We start from the raw sequence: 22082 nt of genomic DNA on the forward strand, positions 1-22082 counted from the left end.
TCAGCACATAGACAGGATCTATATTATCGGTATGGCCGACGTGGACCTCAACCTCATCAGGACCTTCGTGCTGCTGTATGAAACGCGGAGCGTCACCCGCACGGCGGAGCTGCTGTTCATCACGCAGCCGTCGGTGAGCCATTCGCTCCGCCGACTGCGGCGGCAGTTCAACGACGACCTCTTCATCCGGTCGCCGGACGGCTTGGCGCCCACGGTTCTGGCGGCGAGTATGTACCCGCAGTTGCATCAGGCGCTGGAGGTTATCGACGAGACCGTCTCCGGTGTCGGTCAATTCGACGCCGAGACGTCGGACCGAACCTTTCGGATCTGCGCCACCGATCTCGGGGAGATTTCACTGCTCCCCGGAGTGCTCGCGGCGCTGGAAACCCGCGCTCCCGGCTGCGCCGTGCAAGTAACGCCGCTCGATTTTGCCAGTGCTGCAGAGGAATTGCGTCAGGGTCGTGCTGACGCCGTCATCTGCACACCGCGCATCGACGCGCCGGATCTGCGCCGCGACCCCCTGTTTCGGGAAGGCTATGTCGGACTGTGCGCACTCGGGCATCCGCGGATCGGAGTCGAACCCGGACTGGACGATTTCCTTGCCGAACGGCACATCGTCGTCGACGCCGCCGCCGGGCACGTGGACGCTGATCAAGCCCTCGCGAGGATGGGGCGTCGCCGTGACATCGCCGTGCGGGTACCGCACTTCGCGGTGCTGCCGGAACTGGTGGCGCAGACCCGGCACCTCGCCGTGGTGCCGAGCCGGGTCGCGGAACTGTTCACCCGGTCCTCGCCCGTCCGCACGTTCGCACTACCTGTCGAGATACCGAACGTCGAGGTGTCGCTCTTTACCGTGCGGCGGGCTCTCCCGTCGCCGGGCGTCGATTGGTTGCGGGAGTTGATAGCCGACGTCCTACAGGCTCCCGCCGCCGATTGGACATCCTGATGCAGTGGCGGCCGGGAGAAAGTTCGGGCGGATGTCCATGTCGGGTGCGTCGTAGAGCCGGTGAAACGTCGGAGTGAGTGCCGCCGACATCGGCGGGTTGATCCACGACCAGTCGGTGGGGCACTTCCGGCCGAGTGACTCTTCGCGTTCGACGTGGCTGATGAACTGCTTGGCGACGGTGTGATGATCGACCATGTGCACACCGGCCTGCCGGTAGCTGTGGATCACGGCGCGGTTCAGTTCGACCAGTGCGCGGTCGCGCCACAGCGTTCGCTCCGACGTCGTGTCCAGGCACAGCCGTTCGGCGATGGCGGGCAGCATGTCGTACCGATCCTGGTCGCTGAGGTTGCGAGCCCCGACCTCCGTGCTCACGTACCACCCGCTGAACGGGGCGAGGGGGTAGGTCAGCCCGCCGACCGAGAAACTCATGTTCGACACGGCGGGCACCGCATGCCATTTGAGACCGAGATCGGCGAACCAGGCGTAGTCGGGGTGCTCGATCTCGACCTCGAGCACCAGGTCGGGGGGAACGTCGTACCAGCGCAGCGTCTCGTCCGGGGTGCTGATCAACAGCGGCAGCACGTCGAACGGCGTGCCTGCGCCGCGCCACCCCATCTTCGTCACCGTCTCGGTGATGCCCACCTGCGCGGGGTCCCCGGTCACCGTCCCGTCCGCGTGGCGATAGCCCGCGTACCGGATCAGTTGCGGGCTGACGATCTTGTACTCGCGTCCGTCCGCCAGCGGTAGCGGACCGACCGTGATGACCGAGCGCAGGGCGCCGCCGTTCGTCGCGACCCGCAGGTGCTCCCAGCACGCCTCCGCGATCTCGTCCGCGGTGGTGACGTGCCGGGCATCGATCAGCTTCAGCGTGCGCCAGTGCTTGCGACCGACGCAGCGGGCGTGATTGCGCCACGCCAGCTGCGAGCCGACCTCCAGTTCCTCCACGGTGTGCTCGTAGCGGCCCGTCTCGGCCAGCGACTCCAGTGCGTCCGCGAGGCGGGAGGTGGGCAGGTGGGCCAGCTCGGGCTCGCTGAAGAATTCTGCGCACTCCCGCATCTGCGCTGCGGACCGCGACGTGACGTCCAGCGAGTACGACATAGTCCCTGTGCTGCTCACCCTTGACCTCCCGGCGATCGTGGATCCTGCGGCGGTCAGTATGTCAGCGAAGCGGGCACACTCGTCCACCGAGTGCGGACGGGGTGAGGAAATACCGTCGGCTGGCGGACCGTTGCCCCGGGGGTGAAGCTCTCGATTCTGGACCGGTCCCGCACGCGCCGGGGTGCGCCCGACGCTGCCGCGCTGACCGGAACGATCGAGCGTGCGGTGCATGCCGAACAGTGGGAATTCCATCGGTTCTGGGTCGCCGAACACCACGCCGTGCCGGGAATCGCGAGTGGGTCGCCGCCGGTGCTGCTCGCCGCCCTCGGTGCCCGCACCGACCGGATCCGGCTGGGCTCGGGTGGTGTGATGCTGCCGAATCATCAGCCTCTCGTGGTGGCCGAGCAGTTCCTGGTGCTCGAGGCGATGTACCCGGGCCGGATCGATCTGGGCGTCGGGCGGTCGCTGGGATTTACGAAGCCGGTCCGCGAGGCGCTGCGCCGCGACCGCAACGCCCCCGACACGTTCGCCGCCGATCTCGACGAGGTGCGGAGCTACCTCGAGGGCAAGGGGGCCGTGACCGCCCGGCCCCACGTGACGAGTCCACCGCCGATGTTCGTTCTCGCTACCCGGCGCGGGCTCGACTTCGCCGCGCAGGCGGGTCTGCCGGTGGTGGTCGGTGGGCCGATCCTCGGCGGGTCGGGCGCCCGCGTTCCGGAACTGGACCGGTACCGCGACAGCTTCGTCCCGTCCGCGGGTAACCGGTCCCCGTACGTGATCGTCTCGCTCGAGGTCATGATCGCCGAGGACGAAGACCGCGCGCGTGAGCTGCTGCTTCCGGAGGCGTGGGCGCTGGCACAGTCGAGCCGGACCGGCGAGTTCCCGCCGCTCGAATCGGTCGCGGACATCCGGGGTCAGGCGTGGACTCCGCGGCTGCGCGAACAGGTCGACGCGTCGATCGCGAACTCCATTCACGGCACCGCCGAGCAGGTGAGAGTCGCGCTCGGGGCCCTGGCCGCGCGTACCGGTGCGGACGAACTACTGGCCTCGACGTCGACGTTCGACCGGGCCGCGCTGTTCGAATCCGATCGGCAGTTGTCGCTCCTGGACGTGTGAACACGCACGACGCACACGCCTGCCGCAAACCTTGCGCAACTGTTGACAATCTTGCGCAAGGCGGTGGATAGTGTGTGTCGGCAGTCACAACGAACAGCGAGGCGGTAGCAGCGTGGCACCCACCTTGACCGAGGTCGCACAACGCGCAGGGGTATCCCTGTCCACCGCGTCACGGGCATTCAGTGCCCCGGACCGGATCGGACCGGACACGCTCGCGCGGATCATCGCGGTCGCCGACGAGATCGGCTACCGGGCGGCGTCACCGACCCGCACCGACGTCGTGCGCCCCACCGCCACCACCGTCGCGGTCGTGGTACCCGACATCGGGCACACCGTGTTCGCGAGCTTCGTGAAGGCGGCGCAGGCGCAGGGGTGGCACCGGCGCCAGACCGTGCTCCTCACCGACACCGACGGCAGCGCCGACCGTGAGCGTGAGGTTCTCGGCGAGTTGCAGGGGCGCGTCGACGCACTCGTGGTCTGCGCTCCACGGCTGCCCGCATCGGACATCGTGCAGCTCGCCGGCGACACACCCTTGGTGCTCGTCAACCGCTCGTCACCCGAATGCGATTGCATCGTGGCGGATTCCGAAGACGGAATTCGCCAGGCCATCGACTACCTCGTTGCCCTCGGACACGAGCACCTCGCGTACGTCCAGGGCTCGCCGCAATCCTGGTCGAACCAGCGCCGCGTCGCCGCGGTCGAGGAATTCTGCAAGGCCCGCGACGTGCAGCTGAGTCTGCTCGGCTGGCAGCAGGAAACCCTCGCGGGCGGTCACGCCGCGGCCGCGAGCGTGATCGCGACGGGTGCGAGCGCCGTGATCACGCACAACGATCCGATGGCCATCGGAGTGATGAACGGCGTCCGCGCAATGGGCTTCTCGGTGCCGGCGGACCTGAGCGTCGTCGGCATCGATGACTCGCCGCTGGCCGAACTCGCCAGCCCCGCACTCACGAGCATCAACGTGCCGATGGCACGAGCCGGTGTACTGAGCCTGGACCTGGTGTTCCAGCGCGCGAACGAGCCGGACTCCGATATCCGAGAAATCCATCTCCCCACGCAACTGGTCGTCCGGGCTTCGGCCGGACCGGCGCACGATCGCGTGTTTCGCCCCGGAAAAGAGAGCCGCTAGATGAAAATCGTTGTTGCCGACAGCAACCTGATGCCGCACCGACCCCGGCTCGAGGCCGCAGTTCCGTCGGATACACGGTTGTCGTGGCACGACAGCTTCGAGGAGGCCGCCCTGATCGAGGATCTGCGCGACGCCGACGTCTACGTCGGGGGAAAGTTCACACCGTCCATGGCATCGGCTGCCGAGCGGCTGCGTCTGGTCCACGTCGCCGGTGCCGGCACGGACAACATCGCCTTCGATGCCCTGGCGCCGGACGTGCTGGTGGCGAACACCTTCCATCACGAGAAGTCGATCGCCGAATACGTCGTGGCGGCCACGGTGATGCTCCGGCGCGGCTTCGTCGCGCAGGACACGGCGCTCCGGCAGGGCGTCTGGGCGACCTCGGTCTACGACGACCGTCTCACGCAGTCGAATTCGCTGCAGGGCGCGCGAGTGGGCTTCGTGGGGTTCGGCCACATCGGCCACGCCACGTGGACTCTGTTCCGGGCATTCGGCGCGACAGGAGCGGCCGTGACCGGTCGTGGCAACGTCGACGCGCCGGGTGCGGGACTGGACTGGGCTGCCGACGTGTCCCATCTCGGGCGTCTCCTCGACGAATCCGATGTCGTCGTGGTGTCCGCACCGCTCGACGACCGGACGCGGGGCATGATCGGCGCCGACGAATTGCGCGCGCTCGGCCGCGACGGTGTGCTGGTCAATGTGGGCCGCGGACCTCTCGTCCAGGAGCAGGCACTGTTCGACGCACTGTCCTCGTCGACCATCGCGGCTGCGGCCATCGACGTCTGGTACGACTATCCCGGTCCCGACGGTCGCGGGACGCCCAGCGCTCTGCCGTTCTCCGAACTCCCCAACATCCTGATGACACCGCATTCTTCGGGGGTCTCACAACAGACGTTCGTCGGCCGGGTCGACGACATCGCCGACAACATCACTCGACTCGCGCGCGGTGATCAACTGCGCAACGTCGTCGCACCCGCCGCCGGCTCGAAAGGATCACGAGCATGACCGACAAGATCATCTCCGCGGACGTGCTGGTCTGCAGCCCCACCCGCAACTTCGTCACCCTGAAGATCACCACGGCCGACGGTGTCGTCGGCTACGGTGACGCCACGCTCAACGGCCGCGAACTGTCCGTCGCGTCGTACCTCCGGGACCATGTCGCGCCCTTGCTGATCGGGCGCGACCCGGCGCGGATCGAGGACACCTGGCAGTACCTCTATCGCGGCGTGTACTGGCGGCGCGGGCCCGTCACGATGGCCGCGATCGGCGCCGTCGACGTCGCCCTCTGGGACATCAAGGGCAAGACCCTCGGCCAGCCCGTCTACCAGTTGCTCGGCGGTGCCGTCCGCGACCGGGTGCTGTCCTACACCCACGCGACCGGGTGGGACGCGCCCGCGTTGCTCGACTCCGTCGATGCCAAGCGCGCGAAGGGCTTTCAGGCGATTCGAGTGCAGTCCGGGGTTCCCGGCCTGGATTCGGTGTACGGCGTGCACCAGGGCGCCACCGGATACGAGCCCGCGAGCCGCGGCGCCCTCCCGGTCGAGGAGGTGTGGGACACCGACGCGTACCTCAACCATGCACCCCGGATCCTCGAAGCCGTACGTGAACACGTCGGCCCCGACCTCAAATTGCTCCACGACGCCCACCATCGGCTCACCCCGCAGCAGGCCGCGCGGCTGGGGAAGTCGGTCGAACACGTGGACCTGTTCTGGCTCGAGGACGTCACGCCGGCCGAGAACCAGGACGCGCTGCGTCTGGTGCGCAACCACACCACCACACCCCTGGCGATCGGGGAGGTCTTCAATACGATCTGGGACTGCCAGCACCTGATTACCGAACAGTTGATCGACTTCATCCGCGTGGCCATCGTCCACGCGGGCGGAATCAGCCACGTCCGCAAGATCTTCGCGCTCGCCGAGGTGTATCAGATTCGTGGCGGCCCGCACGGCCCGTCGGACGTCTCGCCGATCTCCCTGGGTGCGAGTCTGCACCTCGGGCTCGCGACGCCGAACTTCGGAATCCAGGAGTACATGGGTTACGACCCGCTCGTCAGCGAGGTCTTCCCCCACGCGTGGTCGTTCTCGGGCGGGCACCTCACCCCCGGCGACGTTCCGGGCATCGGAGTGAGCATGAACGAGGAACTCGCGGAGCAATATCCGTACGAGCAGGCCTATCTACCGGTCGCCCGGCGCCGCGACGGCTCCATGACGGATTGGTGACGAGCATGTCCGAACCGACACTCTCGCGCCGAAACGTTCCCGCCGCGGCACTGATCCACCGGCGGGTGCCGGAAGGCACCGGGATCGTGCACCTGGGCCTCGGCAACTTCCACCGCGCGCACCAGGCGGTGTACACCGCGCTCGCGATGGAACGCGAACCGGGACCGTGGGGCATCCTCGGTGTGGCGAGCCGCTCGAGCACCGTCGCCGATGCGATGAACGCGCAGGACCTCCTGTACGGCGTCGTCGAGATCTCGCCGGAGGGTTCTCGTGTGAGCGTCCCGGGTTCGCACACCGGAACCCTGGTGGCCGAACGGGACCCGGAGTCCGTCGTCCGCGCGATCGCGGACCCGGCGACGAAGATCGTGACGATCACGGTGACCGAACACGGGTACACGGTGTCGCCCGAGACCGGTTCCCTCGACCTCGACTCCGACGCCGTTCGCCGCGACCTCCGCGAGGTGCGGACGCCCCGCACCACGATCGGGCAGATCGCCCGCGGACTGGCCCTGCGGGCGAGCACACACGCCGCCCCGGTCACGATCCTCAGCTGCGACAATCTGCTGTCCAACGGGCGTCAGACCGAAAGACTCGTCCGCGAGTTCGTCGGCACGTTCGCGCCGACTCTCCGCCACGACCTGCTGTCCTGGATGGACTCGTCCGTGACGTTCCCCAACTCCATGGTGGACCGCATCGTGCCCTCCGGTTCGGACCGCTACAACGAGTCGGCACTGGCACACCTCGGCGTGCGCGACACGATCGCCGTCCCCGCGGAGCCGTTCACGATGTGGGTCATGGAGGAGCGGTTCGCCGCCGGCCGTCCCGCCTGGGAGCACGGTGGCGCGCTGTTCACCGACGACGTCGAGCCCTACGAGCTGATGAAGGTCCGGCTGCTCAACGGGACGCATTCGCTCATCGCCTACCTCGGCGCACTCGACGGGCGGGCCACCATCCCCGAATCCGTCGCGCAACCGTTCGTCGAGGCCGCAGCGCGGCGCATCCTGTGCGACGAGTACCTGCCGACGGTCACCGTTCCCGAATCGGTGGACACGGACGACTACATCCGGCAACTCTTCTCGCGTTGGTCCAATACCGCTCTGGGACACCGCACCTCGCAGGTCGGATCCGACGGATCGGTCAAACTGGCGCAGCGCATCCCGATCCCGGCACTCGAACACCTCCGCCGCGGTACTGTCCCGCAGTACCTTTCTCTCACAGTCGCGGCATACCTCTGCTGCATCGCCCCGCCGCCCGGGTTCGACCCCGGCCCCCACGCACGATCCATGACCGACCCCGCTCGACCGCGCCTGGCAGGAATGGCCGACAACGCCGCGTCCACTACCGAATTCGTTCGCTCCGTCTTCGTCGACGGAGGTCTGTTTCCCAGCACCCTCGCTTCGCACACCGAGTTCGTCTCGCGAATCGCCGACTTCGTCGACATCATCGTCCGTCACGGGCCGGCAGTCGCCGCAGGCGAAGCATCCGATCCGGTCCCGGACCTCGGGACGATCACGTCGCTGCGGTCCAGCGCGACCATCTGACTCCCTCACCCCTTGCCCGGACAATTCCGGGAACCACCAATGGAGGAATCCATGGACACTACACTCGACCCCACGGTGAACCCGAAAACTCCCGGCCGCGCAGGCGGTACATCCCAGGCAGACCCGTCCGCGGTCCGCCGGGCGGCGTGGGCGGGGCTCATCGGCACCACGCTCGAGCAGTACGACTTCGTCATCTACGGCACCGCTTCGGCGCTGATCTTCAACACCCTGTTCTTCCCGAACATCTCGCCCGCGGCGGGCATCCTCGCGAGCTTCAGCGCCTACGCCGTCGGGTTTCTCGCCCGGCCGCTCGGTGGCCTGTTCTTCTCGCGGTACGGAGAACGTCTCGGCCGCAAGTGGGTGCTCGTCGCGACGCTGATGCTGATGGGCGGCGCGACACTGGGTATCGGCCTGCTGCCCACCTACAGTCAGGTCGGGCTGCTCGCACCGGCTCTCCTCGTCGTATGCCGATTCTTCCAGGGGTTCGGAGCGGGAGCCGAACAGTCTGGTGGTGCAACCCTTCTGACGGAGACGGCGCAGATAGGCAGGCGAGGTCGGCTCGCCGCCCTGGTGATGACGGGAGCCGCACTGGGCACGGCGCTCGGCGCAGTCGCGTGGATCGCAGCGCAGCTCCTGCCGGAAGAGCAGCTCATGTCCTGGGGTTGGCGTCTCGTCTTCATCAGCAGTCTGTTCGTCACGGTCGCCGCGTTCGTCATTCGCCGCAAGCTCAACGAGAGCCCGGTGTTCCAGGAACTGAAGGAGCAGCACCAGGTTCCGAAGACGCCGGTGAAGGAGATCTTCGCGAACGGCAAGAAGCCGCTGTTCATCGTCATGTTCATGACCATCGGCATCAGCGCGCAGTCGTACACGTACCAGGTGTTCATGGCGTCGTACCTCAAGAACGACGTGCACGTGGACCCCACGTTCATTCCCAAGGTGCTGCTGGTCGGGGCCATCTGCGGCGGCATCGCGGCATACGGGTTCGGTCGTCTGTCCGACCGGGTGGGCCGCAAGCCGGTGTACATCTCGATCGTGATCGCTCTGATCATCCTGCCGGTGCCGACCTTCCTGGCCCTGAACACCGGCTCACACCTGCTGATCACGATGGCGATGATCGTCGGCTTCATCCTGGCCTGCCAGGGCGCCGTCGGCGTCACCATGAGCTACTTCCCGGAAATCTTCGGCTCCCGTTACCGCTACGCCGGCGTCACACTCGGCCGTGAATTCGCCTCGATCTTCGGGGGCGGTGTCGCACCACTGATCTGCGCGGCCCTCGTCACGGCCTTCTCCGGCTCGTGGATCCCCGTGGCCGTCTACATGATCGTGATGGCCGTGACCGTTCTGATCGCCTCGACGATGGCACCGGAAACCCGCGACCGCGACCTCACGCTGGCCGCCAACTCCACCGACCGCGAGGTGACGGCGGCATGACCTCCTCCGTCATCGCGGTGCTGCGCGCCGCGCACGCCGACCGATACGCCCCCGTGGTGACCGTCCTCGCCGAGAACGGGGTGCGCGCCGTCGAGCTGACGATGAGCACGCCCGGCACCCTCGAGTCCCTGAACAGCATCCGGCGCGCCGCACCCGACGGCGTCGAGATCGGGGTCGGGACGGTCACCACCGTCGACCAGGCCCGCGCCGCCCTCGACGTGGGTGCCGACTACCTCGTGACCCCGACGACCAACCTCGACGTCATCGCCACGGCCGTCCGTGCCGGAATCCCCATCTACCCGGGCGGATTCACCCCGACCGAACTGTGGAACGGATGGAACGCCGGTGCGACTGCCGTGAAACTATTCCCGGCATCGGTAGTCGGACCGGAGTACATCGGGCACCTGCGCGGACCCTTCCCCGACATCCAGGTCGTCCCTTCGGGTGGGGTGGGCATCGAGGACGTCCCCGCGTGGGTCGCCGCCGGCGCGGCGGCGGTCAGCCTCGGCGGCCCGCTGATCGGGGACGCACTCCGCGGCGGCGACCTCGGGCAGCTGGCCGAACGATGCCGGCGCCTCGCCGACGTCGTCGCAGAACTGGAGGTCGCGTGATGACGGTGCTGACATTCGGCGAGACGATGGCCCTCACCAGGGCGGTGGACACCGGACCGCTCGCCCACACCTCCACGCTCCACCTGGGAATCGGCGGCGCCGAATCGAACTTCGCGATCGCGCTGCGGCGACTCGGCGTCGACGTCACCTGGATCGGGCGCGTCGGCCAGGACAGTCTGGGCGACCTGATCGAACGGGAACTCCGGGCCGAGGGAATCACCGCCGAAGTCATCCGCGATCCGGATGCTCCGACCGGACTGATGGTGAAGGAGCGGCGAACCGCCACCGCCACCCGCGTCTGGTATTACCGGACCGGCAGCGCGGGGTCGCGGCTCGCGATGTCGGACATCGCGGACGACCGCCTCGAGTCGGCGTCCCTGCTGCACGTCACCGGCATCACCCCTGCCCTGTCCGACACCGCCAGGAAGACCACCCTGCACTGCGTCGAACGGGCACGCGCACTGGGCATTCCGGTGTCGTTCGATCTCAACTATCGCCGCGCGCTGTGGTCGCCGGACGACGCGGCCCCCGTCTTCCGGGAGCTGATCGCGTTGTCGGACATCGTCTTCGCAGGTGAGGGCGAGGCCGCGATCGCGGTGGGCGACGGCACCCCCGCCGAACTCGTCGCCCGTGTCCGCGACCTCGGACCACGCGAGAGCATCCTGAAACTGGGCGACCAGGGATGCCTGGCGATGATCGACGGAGAGACGTACTCCCTGCCCGCGGTGCCGGTGAACGTGGTCGACTCCGTCGGGGCCGGAGACGGTTTCGTCGCCGGCTACCTCGCGGAACGTCTGGCCGGCGTGGCACCCGCCGACCGGCTGCGAACCGCTGTGACGGTCGGGGCGTTCGCGTGCACCGTGTCCGGCGACTGGGAGGGCATGCCGCGCCGGGACGAACTCGGGCTCCTCACCACCGCGGAACCCGTCACCAGATGACAGGCTCCGACCTCCGACAGAACTGGACTTCACCGATGAACACCAGCCCGACCACCGCTTCACACGCCATCGAGGTTCCGACGCACGCGCAGGCGGTCGTCGCCCACGGTGCGCAGGACCTGCGCGTGGAGGAGGTGCCTATCGCCGCACCGAAACCGGACGAAGCGGTGATCCGCATCGCCTACGGCGGGATCTGCGGATCCGATCTCCACTACTGGCAGCACGGCGCCGCCGGCGAATCGATCCTTCGCGCACCCATGCGGCTCGGACACGAGGCGTCGGGCACCGTCCTGATCGGTGCGACGGACGGAAGCGGTCCCGGCGCCGGCACCCCCGTCACCATCCATCCTGCGACCCCCGGCGGCGACAGCGCGAAGTATCCGGCCGATCGCCCCAATATCTCGCCCGGATGCACATACCTGGGCAGTGCGGCGCATTTTCCGCACGCGGACGGGTTGTTCGTCAGCCACGTCGCCGTGCCGACCCGCATGCTCCGGGTCCTTCCCGACGGACTCGATCTGCGTCTGGCCTCACTGGCCGAGCCGGCGAGCGTGGCGTGGCACGCGGTCGCGCGGGCAGGGGAGGTGAAGGACCGGTCGGTCCTCGTCATCGGGGCCGGACCCATCGGCGCGCTCGTGGTGGCGGTACTGAAGCGTGCGGGCGCCGGGAAGATCACGGCGGTGGACATGCACGAGTACCCGCTGAGGATCGCGCGCGCCGTGGGCGCGGACGAGACCCTCACCGCCACCGACGCCGACGCCGTCGCGGCGGTCGAAGCGGACGTCACCATCGAATGCTCCGGCAACCATCGCGGTCTCGCATCGGCGATACACGGCACGGCCCGCGGCGGCCGGGTCGTCATGGTCGGTCTACTTCCCTCCGGCGATCAGCCGGTACCCGTGTCGATCGCGATCACCCGGGAACTGGACCTGGTCGGCTCCTTCCGGTTCAACGACGAGATCGACGAGGTGGTGGCCGCCCTCGCCGACGGCTCCCTGGTGGTGGATCCGATCGTCACCGCCGAGTACGACGTCGCCGATGCGCTCACCGCCTTCGCATCGGCCCGGGATGCGTCCTCGTCGAGCAAGGTGCTCCTGCGCTTCTGATCCGGGGAACTTCGCCCCGGCCTCGTCTGCGGGACACGGTTGTCGCATGATGGTCTCGACGCACCCCCGAGGTCAGGAGAGCAAGCTGATGAAGGAATTCACCGCCTGGATCGCTCGCGAGAACGAGGGCGCCATCGGCCTCTCCCAGGAGACGGTCGACGAGTCGTTCCTGCCGCAGGGCGAGGTCACGATCCAGGTCGAGTACTCCAGCGTGAACTTCAAGGACGCGCTGGCTCTCACGCCGAAGGGTGGAGTGGTCCGCGAGTACCCCATCGTGCCTGGCATCGATGTGGCAGGCACCGTCGTCGAGTCGCAGTCCCCGGAGTTCTCCGTCGGTGACACGGTCGTCGCCCACGGCTACGACATCGGCACCGCCCGCCACGGCGGGTATGCGCAGTTCGCCCGTGTCCCGGCGGACTGGGTGGTGAAACTCGACGGCATGTCCACCCGCACCGCCGCCGCGATCGGGACCGCCGGTTTCACGGCCGCGATGAGCGTGGAGGTGCTGCTGTCCCGTGGTGTCGAGCCGGGAAACGGTCCGGTGCTCGTGACCGGTGCGAGTGGCGGCGTCGGCACCGTCGCCGTCGACCTGCTGTCGGCGGCGGGCTTCGAGGTGGTCGCGTCGAGCGGAAAGCCGGAGAAGGCGGAACTGCTCACCGAACTGGGCGCAAGCAGGGTGATCGGACGACTTCCGGAGCCCGATACGAAACCGCGTCCGCTCGGCAAGGCCCAGTGGGCCGCCGCCGTCGACTGCGTCGGCGGCGCCACCCTGGCGCACGTGCTCAGCACCATCGAATACGGGGGCGCGGTCGCGGCGAGTGGGCTGACCGGCGGACCGAAGTTGGAGACCACGGTCCTGCCGTTCATCCTGCGGGGTGTCAGCCTGCTCGGCATCGACTCGGTGCAGTACCCGATCGACCAGCGGCGCCGGCTGTGGGGCCGTCTCGCGTCCGACCTCGCACCGTCCCGGCTCGAATCGATTACCCACGATGTTCCGATCGCGGACGTCGTCTCGGTGATCGACCAGGTGCGGGCAGGCACCTACTCGGGCCGGGCCGTGGTGGGCGTCGCCCCCGTGAGTACTTATTAACGTCCCGCGGTTAACAAGTACTCACGGGCGCCGGAGGCGCACGATCCAGGCACGGGAGTCGGCCGGGTCGATGACGTCGTCGAGTTCGAAGATCGTCGCCGCGTTCAGGGCCTTCCCGTGCTGGTAGGCGGCGTCGACGAGTTGTGCGAACGCGGTGTCGCGCTCGGCGGGGTCGTCGATGGCCTCGAGTTCCTTCCGGAATCCGAGCCGCACCGCGCCTTCCAGTCCCATGGCCCCGATCTCTCCGGTCGGCCACGCGACTGTGAACTCGGACGCGTGGAAGGAACCGCCCGCCATGGCCATCGCGCCGAGGCCGTACCCCTTGCGCAGGATGATCGTCCCGTACGGCACGGTCATCCGCGCGCCCGCGACGAACAGCCTGCCGAACCGGCGAACCGTGGCCTCCTTCTCCGAGTCGGGGCCGACCATGAATCCCGGTGTGTCGCACAGCGAGACGACGGGCAGGCCGAACGATTCGCACAGCTCCAGGAAGCGGGCCATCTTGTCCGCCGCGACCGCGTCGATCGCGCCGCCGAGGTGGTGGCTGCTGTTCGCGACCAGCCCGTACGGCGCCCCCTCCACCCGGATCAGCGCGGTGACGATGCCGACGCCGTGGTCGCGGCGTAGTTCGAGGACCGAGCCGACGTCGGCGATGGCTTCCACGGCACTGCGAACGTCGTAGGCGCGCAACCGGTTCTCCGGGACGACGTGGCGTGCGAGCCGCTCGTCGGGGGCCTCCCACTCGGGCAGCGCGCCCTGGAAGTACGACAGGTACTTCTTCGCCAGTTCGACGGCGTGCGCCTCGTCCCTGGCGAGCAGATCGATGACGCCGTTGCGCCGCTGCACGTCGACGGGTCCGATGTCCTCCGGCCGGTACACCCCGAGTCCGCCGCCCTCCACCATCGCCGGGCCGCCCATGCCGATGTTCGCGTCGGGGGTGGCGATGAGGACGTCGCAGACTCCGGCGAGGGCGGCGTTGCCCGCGAAGCAGCGCCCGGAGACGACCGACACCAGCGGGACCTTCCCGTTCAGCGCCGCCAGCGACCGGAAGGTGTTCAGGTCCAGTCCTGCTGCCGGGCCGGCGTCGGTGTCACCCGGCCGTCCGCCGCCGCCCTCGGCGAACAGGACCACCGGGACCTGCTTGCGGCCGGCGAGTTCGATCACCCGGTCGGTCTTCGCGTGGTTGCGCATGCCCTGGGTTCCGGCGAGCACCGTGTAGTCGTACGACAGCAGCACCGCCTGCGCGTCGCGCGAACCGAATACGTCGCCGTTGACGGTGGCGAGCCCGGCGACGAGCCCGTCGGCGGGGGTGTTCTCGATCAGGTCCTGCTCGGAGCGGCGGCTGCGCTGCGCGGCCAGGACGAGAGGTCCGTATTCGACGAAGCTGCCGGGATCGACCAGATCGTCGATGTTGGCCCGTGCGCTGCGCCGCCCGAGCTTCGTGCGCTTCGCGATCGCGGCGGGCCGGGCGGCGTCGAGGGTCACCTCGTGTCGCTGCCGGATCTCCGCCAGGTCTGCGCGCTCACGATCCAGATCGGTTGCGCTGTCGGCGACGTCACCGGCCTCCGATCCCGTGCGGCGGATCACGACCAACGGGTCGCCGGCGTTGACGTTCTGCCCGGGCGACACCAGATTCCGCTGGACCACCGCACCGGCGGGCGCGGCGATCATGTGCTGCATCTTCATGGCTTCGAGCACCACGAGCTGAGCACCCGACTCCACGGTCGCACCTTCTCCGGCAGCCTCCACGACGGTCCCGGCCATGTGGGCGCGCAGCACGTCCTCACCCGCCCGCAACTCGAGTGTTTCCGACGCCACCTCCGCCGGCTGGTGCACGTGCGCGGCGTCGACGAGCGCGCTCATCCGCTCGGCGAGATGGTCGGTGCCGACGACGCCGTCGGCGAAGCCGGGATCCGCCAGAATCGCCCGGAGGAAGCCGATATTGGTGGGGACGCCCTCGACGACGAACTCGGCGAGCGCCGCATCCGCCTTGCGCACTGCGGCCGAGAACGACGGGCCCCGCGAATGCACGATCACCTTCGCGAGCAGCGAGTCGTACCGCGGGCTCGGCGACAGTCCGGGCCGGCCGTAGGTGTCGACGCGCACACCCGGTCCCGTCGGCGGCGAGAAGACGGACAGGGTGCCCGCGGCGGGAACGGCCTGACCGTCGGGGCGCATCGTTTCCATGTTGACGCGGGCCTGGACGGCGATTCCACGCGCGGCGGCGGGGGTGCCCGACGTGTCGAGCCCCACGGCGCTGACGCCGTCGGGCAGCGACAGGTCCCCGTAGTCCGCACCCCGGGCGACGTCGATTTGCACGGCGACGAGGTCGACCCCCGTCACCTCCTCGGTGACCGTGTGCTCCACCTGGATTCGGGGATTGACCTCCAGGAACACGAAGCCGTCCCGGAACACCAGGAATTCGACGGTGGCGAGTCCCCGGTACCCGACACTGGCGCACAGCCGAGCCGCGGCCTCGTGCAGTTCGCTGCGCAGTCCCGGGTCGAGCCCCTGCGCGGGGGCGATCTCGACGAGTTTCTGGTGGCGGCGCTGCACGCTGCAGTCGCGGTCACCGACGGCCAGGGCCCGCGTCACACCCGCCTGCGGTGCCGCTACGACCTGCACCTCGATGTGCCGGGCGCCGTCGAGGAGTGCCTCGGCGAACAGTGCGGGGTTGCCGAATCCGAGTTGCGCCTCGGACGCGCACAGCCGGTACTCCTCCTCGACCCGGTCCGCGCTGCGGACGGCACGGATGCCGCGACCACCGCCGCCCGCGAGCGCCTTGATCATGATGCCGCCCGGGTGTTCCGCGAAGAACGCGCGGACGCCGTCCAAGTCGGTGGGACCGGTGGTCGCGGTGAGCACCGGCACCTTCGCGGCCACCGCGGCCTCACGTGCCGACGACTTGTTGCCGAAGATGTCGAGCACGTCGGGGCTCGGGCCCACGAAGGTCAGTCCGGCCTCGGCGCAGGCGCGTGCGAAAGCGGCGTTCTCGCTGAGGAATCCGTAGCCGGGGTGCACTGCCGTGGCACCGAACTCGGCGGCCGCGCCGAGAATGGCCCGGGGGTCCAGATACGCGGACGGGCCGGAACCGCGGAGCGCGACCGCTTCGGTTGCCGCGCGCACGTGGGGACTGTCCGCATCGTCCTCCGCGTAGACGGCGACGGTGTCGACCGACATCTCCTCGGCGGTGCGGATGATGCGGAGCGCGATCTCGCCACGATTGGCGACCAGCAGGGTCACTTGTACTCCTCGGCCAGGGCGAACAGGTCGGCCTTGCGGACCTTCCCGGTCGCCGTCATGGGTAGGGCGTCGAGCACCTCTACGGTGGGCACCTTGTAGGTGGCCATGTTCAGGGCGGCCCACTCCTGCAGTTCCTCTCCCGAGACCTGACGGTCGGGCAGGAGCTGAACGAACGCGAACGGCACCTGGCCTTTGCCCGGATCGGGCTTCGGCACCACCGCGGCCGACTGGATGTCGGGGTGCAGCATGAGCAGTGCCTCGACCTCGGAGGGGAACACGCTCATTCCGTTGGTCTTGATCATTTCCTTGTTGCGCGCCAGATAGTGCAGTGCGCCTTTGCCGTTCAGCTTGCCGACGTCGCCGGTCTGGAGCCATCCGTCGCGGAGCGCGGCAGCGGTGGCGTCGGGTTTGCCGTAGTAACCGGTGAGCAGCGACGGACTGCGCACGACGATCTGTCCGGCTTGCCCCACCGGCACGGGCGCCCCGGCATCGTCGACGATCAGCACGTCGGTGCCCGGAACCGGAAGTCCGCAGAACACGGGTTCGCTGAGCAGGTCTTCGTCGTCGGTCTGGAAGCCGAGCGTGATGGTGTCGGCGGTGTGCGTCTCCGTCATCCCGTAACTGGCTTCCCGTAGCACGTGGCCGGTGGCGTCGCGCCAGCGGCCGCGAATCGCGGGGTCGAGCTTCAGCACGAACGACACGGCCATCGCGTTGTCCAGCGTGGAGAAGTCTCGTTCGGCGAAGCCGGGCAGATCCATCAGTTCGACATAGTTGTCGACCGTCCCGACCATCGACGTCACCCCACGACTGTCGACGAGGGTCGCCGCGGCGTCCGGGTCCCAGCGGTTGAGGAGCACGACGGTGCCGCCGTTGATCAGCGGGTACAGGATGCCGAAGTCCTCGCCGGCGATCCAGAAGATGGGCAGGAACCCGAGGACCACCGGGCGAGCCTCGCCCACCTGCCTGCCGCCGGCCAGTGTCGCGGTGGCGGCGGTGTAGACCATGTGCGCCTGCGTGTGTTCGCAGCCCTTCGGCATCCCGGTGGTGCCGCCGGTGTAGTTCAGTGCCGCCAACGCGTCGGAATCCATCGGAATCGGCTCGGCGCGTGCGGAGTTCATGATCTGCGCCCAGTCGGTGGGTGCGGAGGTGAGGGGGAACGGCGGTGCGACGCTGGGTTCGGCGGGCAGCAGGTCCGACAGGGCGGTGATCGCGACGTGCCGCAACGCCGTCTGGTCGCGCACGCAGTCGACCATGGCCGCGAACGAATCCTGCGTCAGCAGGATCTCCACGCCGGCGTCGTCGAGTTCGTACGCCAGTTCGTGCTCCCGGAACAGTGGATTGATCGGGACGTGGACGGCGCCGATCTTCAGGATCCCGAGCATCGCCACATGGAACTGCGGACAGTTGGTGAGGTGGACGCCGACGCGGTCGCCGGCGGCCGCGCCCCGCTGCAGGAGCCAGCCGGCGAAGCGGTCGGACAGTTCGTCGAGTTCGGCGTAGGTGATGGCACGACCGTAGAAGTCGATCGCGACGGTCTGCGGTCGTTCCGTCGCCCAGTGTCGCAGGTAGTCGATCACGGTGCGGCCCTCGATCGGGTACTCGACTGTCCGCGGTACCTGCGGTGGCCACGCGGCGTCCTGGAGTTCGCGTATCTCGGCGAGGGCCGATTCCAGGGCCGTGAGGTCACTCGAAGGCGAAGTGGGCATACCGAACTCCCGATTCTGTGCGGATTGTCGTTGCTAGGCGAAGCCGATGAGTCTTTCGGAGATGGCGGTCAGGTCGGCGGTGTACCGGCGCTGTTCACGGGCCGTCGCGTCGACCAGCCGGGCGGCGCCCGCGAGCTGGGCGTCGGCGAGGGTCTGCGCGATGCGGGCGGGCGGCGCGCACGGCGTGACGTCGCAGGTGGCGTTGATGCGCTCGATGAACCGGGTATAGCGGCGGATGAGCCGGGTCTGCACGGTGGTCCAGCTTCGGCCGACCTCGGGGTCGAGCCGGGCGCGGTGCCTGATCAGTTCGAGGACGCGTCCGTTGGTGTACACGGCTTCCACAAACGCTTTCGTGGTGGTGCGCAGCACCTCTCGCAGGTCCTCGCTCGCCGGTCCTTCCACGTGCTGCGACTCGAGGAACTCCTCGCACACGTCGGCGGCGACGGCGTGGAACACCTCCTCCTTCGACGAGAAGTAGGCGTAGAACGTTGCCCGCGACACTTCGGCCTGAGTGGTGATCACCTCGACGGTCGTCCGGTCGTAACCGAGTTCGGCGAAGCAGGCGCTCGCGGCGCGGAGGAGTTCGCGGCGGCGGGGACCGTCGTTGTCTTTCCGCGCCGATCGTGCCCGCTCCTGAGCCGCACTTGTGGTCACGGTCACAGTATGTGTTGATATTGACGTCAATGTCAATCTTCGGGTGTCACCTGCTCGAGTCGGAGCGGGAGCGCGCTGTGGCGCCGCACGAACAAGATGGGGACCCAACGCGGCTCGGAGTCGGCGGCGAGGGCGAAGCGGCCGGTGCGCGCGAGCAGTGCGGTGGTCGCGGCGAGCGCTTCCGATCGGGCGAGCGCCGATCCGACACAGAAGTGGACGCCCTTGCCGAATGCCAGATGCGAACGGATGTGCGGCCGGTCGAGCACTATCTCGTCCGGACTCTCGAACACGGCCGGATCCCGGTTGGCCGCACCCCACAGCAGGAGCAGGTGGCTACCGGCGGGCAGTTCGGTGCCGCCGAGCGTGGTGTCGGCAAGCACGTGCCGGTGATGCCCGCGGAACGGGGACTCGAGACGAAGCGCCTCGTCGATGAACGCGTCGACGAGTGCGGGTTGTTGCCGGAGCCGGGCCTGAAGTCCGGGGCGGGTGGCGAGGAGGCGGGCGGCGCCCCCGATCAGCCCCGCGGTCGATTCGCCGCCCGCGCCGACCAACTGGACCAGGACGAGTGTCGCCACGTCCTCGGAGAGTTCACTTGCATTGCATGCGTGCGCGAGGACACCCAGCAGATCCTCGCGCGGATTTGTCCTCGCACGCACGAGGTCGGCCCGCGGATAGCCGGCCAGTTCGGCAGCGGAGGTGACGAGGGGGCCGAGGCGATCCGCGGTGACGACCCCGCCGAGCATTTCCGTGCTGTCGTAGGCCCACGTCAGGAGCTGGGGTACGTCCGACTCGGGCAGGCCGATGAGATGCGCGACCATCGCCAGCGGCAGTCGGTCCGCCATCGCGGACGCCCAATCGATCTGCCCGTCGCGGAGCCCATCGTTCCACAGCGTGTCGACGAGCGAGTGCACGGTCGGGGTCAGCGCGCGGATGCGGCGGCCGAGCGTCGTCAGCACGACTGTGCGATGGTGCAGGTGCGCCGGGTCGTCGGCGGTGGCCGCGATCGAAGATGTCGATTCCGCGGGTCGGCGTGTGGGTCATCGACAACGTCCATGGTGATCCCGCAAGCTCGAACCTGCACCGGGACGAGATCGGCGCCCAGCGCGCACCCGCAAGGGTTGGCGCTCGTCTCGATAGATGATCCCCAATCGGCCTCTCGGAGAGACTCGATGTCTGGCACGTTCTCGACGCTTCGGTGGTGTTGCTGGTGACACCACGGACGTCAGAACGGTCACACTGGTCGAATGAGCATCACACGGTGTGTCGATCTGTCGGCCGCGCGCTGGCTCGAACAGCGGGACGAGGACTGGCGACGGCTGGCGGCTCGGGGGCCGGTCGCCTTCGACAAGTACGCACGCCTACGGTTCATCCCAGACCCGGCCTATCCGGCACAACCGGAAGGCGATGCCCAACGCGACTCAGAGGGTCTGTCCGACAACAAACAATTCGGGGTCGTCCTGGCCGAGCTTGCCCGTCACACCGGCAGGCCTGATGACTGCTACTTCTGCATCTGGGACGGGTGGCCGAGTTTCACCGCCGACGATCCGACGCCGAAGATCTCGATCCCGAACCGCGACTACTTCTTGTTCCACGGCACCCTTGCCGACGTCGCCGACTGGAACGCCCAGATCAAGTCACTGCTGGATGACGTGGGGGACCAGGTGACGCACCTCCCCCCGCGTTCGTGTGGCCATCCGATCACGCGTGGTGCGTGACCTGCGACGTCGATCCTCACTTCGCGTCGATCGGCGCAAGCCCGGACGCGATCGATCGGCTCGTGGCCGACTCGCGTGTCGACGTCGTCGTCGACGATCCCGAGACCGAACCCCCGTACTACTCCTGAGTGAAAGCCCTTTCTTGGTTCAGGCGTGGGATCGACCTGTTCACCGGACGAGTCCGGCGACAGATAGAGGCGGGGGTGGAATTGGGAAGGGCCGATTGAGGATCCGCTTACGGAACCACCTGTCCGCCGGCGCGCTGTCGGTCGGAGTGCCCCGCTGGTGGGTCGGCTACTGGCCTGTGCGGCGCCGACGATCCGTGGGCCAGGGGCCACCCCGGAGCGGTCGGTCGGCGAGCGTGCGTTTCTCGTTGTCACGGAACCGTGGTTCGTAGTGGTGGAAGAACACCTTGCCGACCAGGTCGCGGCGGCTGTGCACGCCGGTCTTGTCGAAGATGCTCTTCAGATGTTGCTGCACGGTCTGTGCCGACACGTGTAGTTCGGCGGAGATCTGCGAGGTCGACGCCCCTTGCAACACCATCGCGGTGACCTCCTTCTCGCGCTGGGTCAGCCCGTACGCCGACATCAGCAGCGGATACAGGCGGCTCGGATGGGCCGGCTCCACGATCACCGCGATCCGCCGCCTGCCCGTCGATGTCAGGCATGCCCCGTGCAGCACCAACCACGCCCCCGACCTCGACAGCACCCGCGAGATGGCCACGTCGCCCAGCCGGTCGCGGTCTTCCACACACCGCAATACACGACCGGCGAGAGTGATCACCGCGGCCGGCAACTCCCCCCGATCCCAGTCCCCGCCCGGCAGATCCACCATCCACCGGTCGACCCCGGGCGTCGCGGATTCGACGTTCCAGTTCTCGTCGAGGACGAGCAAACCCGGCGAATCGGCATACTCCGGTTCCTCGGCCTGCCCGTACAGCAGTGCGCGGCGGGCCCCGCCCGCGAGGACCGGCGCGATCTCCTGCACGAACGACTTCTCGGTTTCCGAGAACATCGGCATCCCCTCGTCGCGATAGAGGCTCAGCGCTCCCCACGTTTCTCCCGTGCGCGTGCGTAACCGTGCAATCAGCTCCTGGTCGCCGCCGAGTGTCCGGTTCCGGCGCCAGCGCGGACTTCCCGACGGATCACCGTGCGCGGCTTCGTGCAACGTGGAAATCCCTTCGGCCGAACGCATTACGTCGGGGACGGACTGAACGTCGTCCTCGTAGTACTCCGCGGCCAGCCATTCCCCGGGAAATTCGTCCATGCCGAAGTGATAGTGACTGGTCATCAGCATGGACACGGGGTCGAGGGTGAACCAGCACGGCGTCCAGTAGTACGGGACGACACCGGCGACGACGTCCGACGCGTCCCGCCACAGCGACACCAGGCCGCGTGGTGCGGCGCACAATCGTGCGACCTTGTCTGCCGCGCACTGCACGGAATCCACGCTCACGAGTCAATCGTACGAGCGCGGATCGGCGCCGGAAATACCAGAATTGTGGAATGGTGCCCCCACCGCGCCGACCCTAGCGTCGGT

The 22082-nt window shown here is 68.3% G+C and carries 18 protein-coding genes and 1 pseudogene; 13 read left to right on the forward strand and 6 right to left on the reverse strand.

The window, feature by feature from the left end:
- Positions 1 to 31 precede the first annotated feature (31 nt).
- Positions 32 to 946 carry a LysR family transcriptional regulator gene (locus tag JVH1_RS23550; protein ID WP_009475457.1) on the forward strand — a complete coding sequence of 305 codons (915 nt, stop codon included), beginning with the start codon at positions 32 to 34 and terminating at the stop codon, positions 944 to 946.
- On the opposite strand, the gene JVH1_RS23555 is transcribed toward JVH1_RS23550, so the two are convergent.
- Complete coding sequence (locus JVH1_RS23555; protein ID WP_009475456.1) at positions 914 to 2044, reverse strand: nitric oxide synthase oxygenase; 1131 nt, start codon at positions 2042 to 2044, stop codon at positions 914 to 916. The two genes, JVH1_RS23550 and JVH1_RS23555, sit on opposite strands and share 33 nt — an antisense overlap.
- Positions 2045 to 2185: 141 nt before the next feature.
- Between JVH1_RS23555 and JVH1_RS23560 the strand changes: the two genes are divergently transcribed.
- The 10 genes from JVH1_RS23560 to JVH1_RS23605 all read left to right on the forward strand — a co-directional run bounded on the left by JVH1_RS23560 (position 2186) and on the right by JVH1_RS23605 (position 13225).
- On the forward strand, positions 2186 to 3160 hold the full coding sequence (locus JVH1_RS23560) for an LLM class flavin-dependent oxidoreductase (protein WP_009475455.1): 975 nt from the start codon (positions 2186 to 2188) through the stop codon (positions 3158 to 3160).
- 112 nt (positions 3161 to 3272) lie between these two features.
- The gene (locus JVH1_RS23565; RefSeq protein ID WP_005250920.1) at positions 3273 to 4289 is read left to right on the forward strand and encodes a LacI family DNA-binding transcriptional regulator; all 1017 of its coding nucleotides are present in this window, start codon (positions 3273 to 3275) and stop codon (positions 4287 to 4289) included.
- Positions 4290 to 5294, forward strand: coding sequence for a 2-hydroxyacid dehydrogenase (locus JVH1_RS23570; protein WP_009475454.1), 1005 nt, complete (start codon positions 4290 to 4292; stop codon positions 5292 to 5294). It abuts the gene before it with no gap.
- Complete coding sequence (manD, locus tag JVH1_RS23575; RefSeq protein ID WP_009475453.1) at positions 5291 to 6508, forward strand: D-mannonate dehydratase ManD; 1218 nt, start codon at positions 5291 to 5293, stop codon at positions 6506 to 6508. Before JVH1_RS23570 ends, manD begins: the two co-directional genes overlap by 4 nt.
- Before the next feature lie 5 nt (positions 6509 to 6513).
- Positions 6514 to 8049, forward strand: coding sequence for a mannitol dehydrogenase family protein (locus JVH1_RS23580; protein ID WP_009475452.1), 1536 nt, complete (start codon positions 6514 to 6516; stop codon positions 8047 to 8049).
- A gap of 51 nt (positions 8050 to 8100) precedes the next feature.
- Positions 8101 to 9480, forward strand: coding sequence for an MFS transporter (locus JVH1_RS23585; protein ID WP_043779296.1), 1380 nt, complete (start codon positions 8101 to 8103; stop codon positions 9478 to 9480).
- Positions 9477 to 10091, forward strand: coding sequence for a bifunctional 4-hydroxy-2-oxoglutarate aldolase/2-dehydro-3-deoxy-phosphogluconate aldolase (locus JVH1_RS23590; protein ID WP_009475450.1), 615 nt, complete (start codon positions 9477 to 9479; stop codon positions 10089 to 10091). Before JVH1_RS23585 ends, JVH1_RS23590 begins: the two co-directional genes overlap by 4 nt.
- Positions 10091 to 11029, forward strand: coding sequence for a sugar kinase (locus tag JVH1_RS23595; protein ID WP_043779294.1), 939 nt, complete (start codon positions 10091 to 10093; stop codon positions 11027 to 11029). The genes JVH1_RS23590 and JVH1_RS23595 overlap by 1 nt, the downstream gene beginning before the upstream one ends.
- Before the next feature lie 35 nt (positions 11030 to 11064).
- On the forward strand, positions 11065 to 12135 hold the full coding sequence (locus tag JVH1_RS23600) for an L-idonate 5-dehydrogenase (RefSeq protein WP_009475448.1): 1071 nt from the start codon (positions 11065 to 11067) through the stop codon (positions 12133 to 12135).
- Positions 12136 to 12223: 88 nt separating this feature from the next.
- Positions 12224 to 13225, forward strand: a complete 1002-nt coding sequence (locus JVH1_RS23605) for an MDR family oxidoreductase (protein ID WP_009475447.1) — start codon at positions 12224 to 12226, stop codon at positions 13223 to 13225.
- Between the two features lie 21 nt (positions 13226 to 13246).
- Here JVH1_RS23605 and JVH1_RS23610 read toward each other — a convergent pair whose 3' ends face one another.
- From JVH1_RS23610 to JVH1_RS23625, 4 genes and pseudogenes are all read right to left on the reverse strand, one after another.
- Entirely contained in the window at positions 13247 to 16468 is a 3222-nt protein-coding gene (locus JVH1_RS23610; protein ID WP_009475446.1) for a carboxyl transferase domain-containing protein, read from the reverse strand.
- Positions 16465 to 18174 (reverse strand): AMP-binding protein, encoded by a 1710-nt coding sequence (locus JVH1_RS23615; protein WP_009475445.1) that lies wholly within the window; start codon positions 18172 to 18174, stop codon positions 16465 to 16467. The genes JVH1_RS23610 and JVH1_RS23615 overlap by 4 nt, the downstream gene beginning before the upstream one ends.
- 33 nt (positions 18175 to 18207) lie before the next feature.
- Complete coding sequence (locus JVH1_RS23620; RefSeq protein WP_043779291.1) at positions 18208 to 18834, reverse strand: TetR/AcrR family transcriptional regulator; 627 nt, start codon at positions 18832 to 18834, stop codon at positions 18208 to 18210.
- Positions 18835 to 18860: 26 nt separating this feature from the next.
- A pseudogene (locus JVH1_RS23625) lies at positions 18861 to 19832 on the reverse strand (cytochrome P450); the annotation flags it as partial.
- Between the two features lie 240 nt (positions 19833 to 20072).
- Here JVH1_RS23625 and JVH1_RS23630 point away from each other — a divergent pair.
- Together JVH1_RS23630 and JVH1_RS23635 are read left to right on the forward strand one after the other, a co-directional pair.
- Complete coding sequence (locus JVH1_RS23630; RefSeq protein WP_009475441.1) at positions 20073 to 20543, forward strand: hypothetical protein; 471 nt, start codon at positions 20073 to 20075, stop codon at positions 20541 to 20543.
- On the forward strand, positions 20540 to 20671 hold the full coding sequence (locus JVH1_RS23635; protein ID WP_009475440.1) for a hypothetical protein: 132 nt from the start codon (positions 20540 to 20542) through the stop codon (positions 20669 to 20671). Before JVH1_RS23630 ends, JVH1_RS23635 begins: the two co-directional genes overlap by 4 nt.
- A 166-nt stretch (positions 20672 to 20837) precedes the next feature.
- Here the strand turns inward: JVH1_RS23635 and JVH1_RS23640 are convergent, their stop codons facing one another.
- Complete coding sequence (locus JVH1_RS23640; RefSeq protein ID WP_009475439.1) at positions 20838 to 21983, reverse strand: LuxR C-terminal-related transcriptional regulator; 1146 nt, start codon at positions 21981 to 21983, stop codon at positions 20838 to 20840.
- Between the last annotated feature and the right edge of the window lie 99 nt (positions 21984 to 22082).

Source organism: Rhodococcus sp. JVH1 (genome assembly GCF_000280725.2).
Lineage (GTDB): Bacteria > Actinomycetota > Actinomycetes > Mycobacteriales > Mycobacteriaceae > Rhodococcus_F > Rhodococcus_F jostii_A.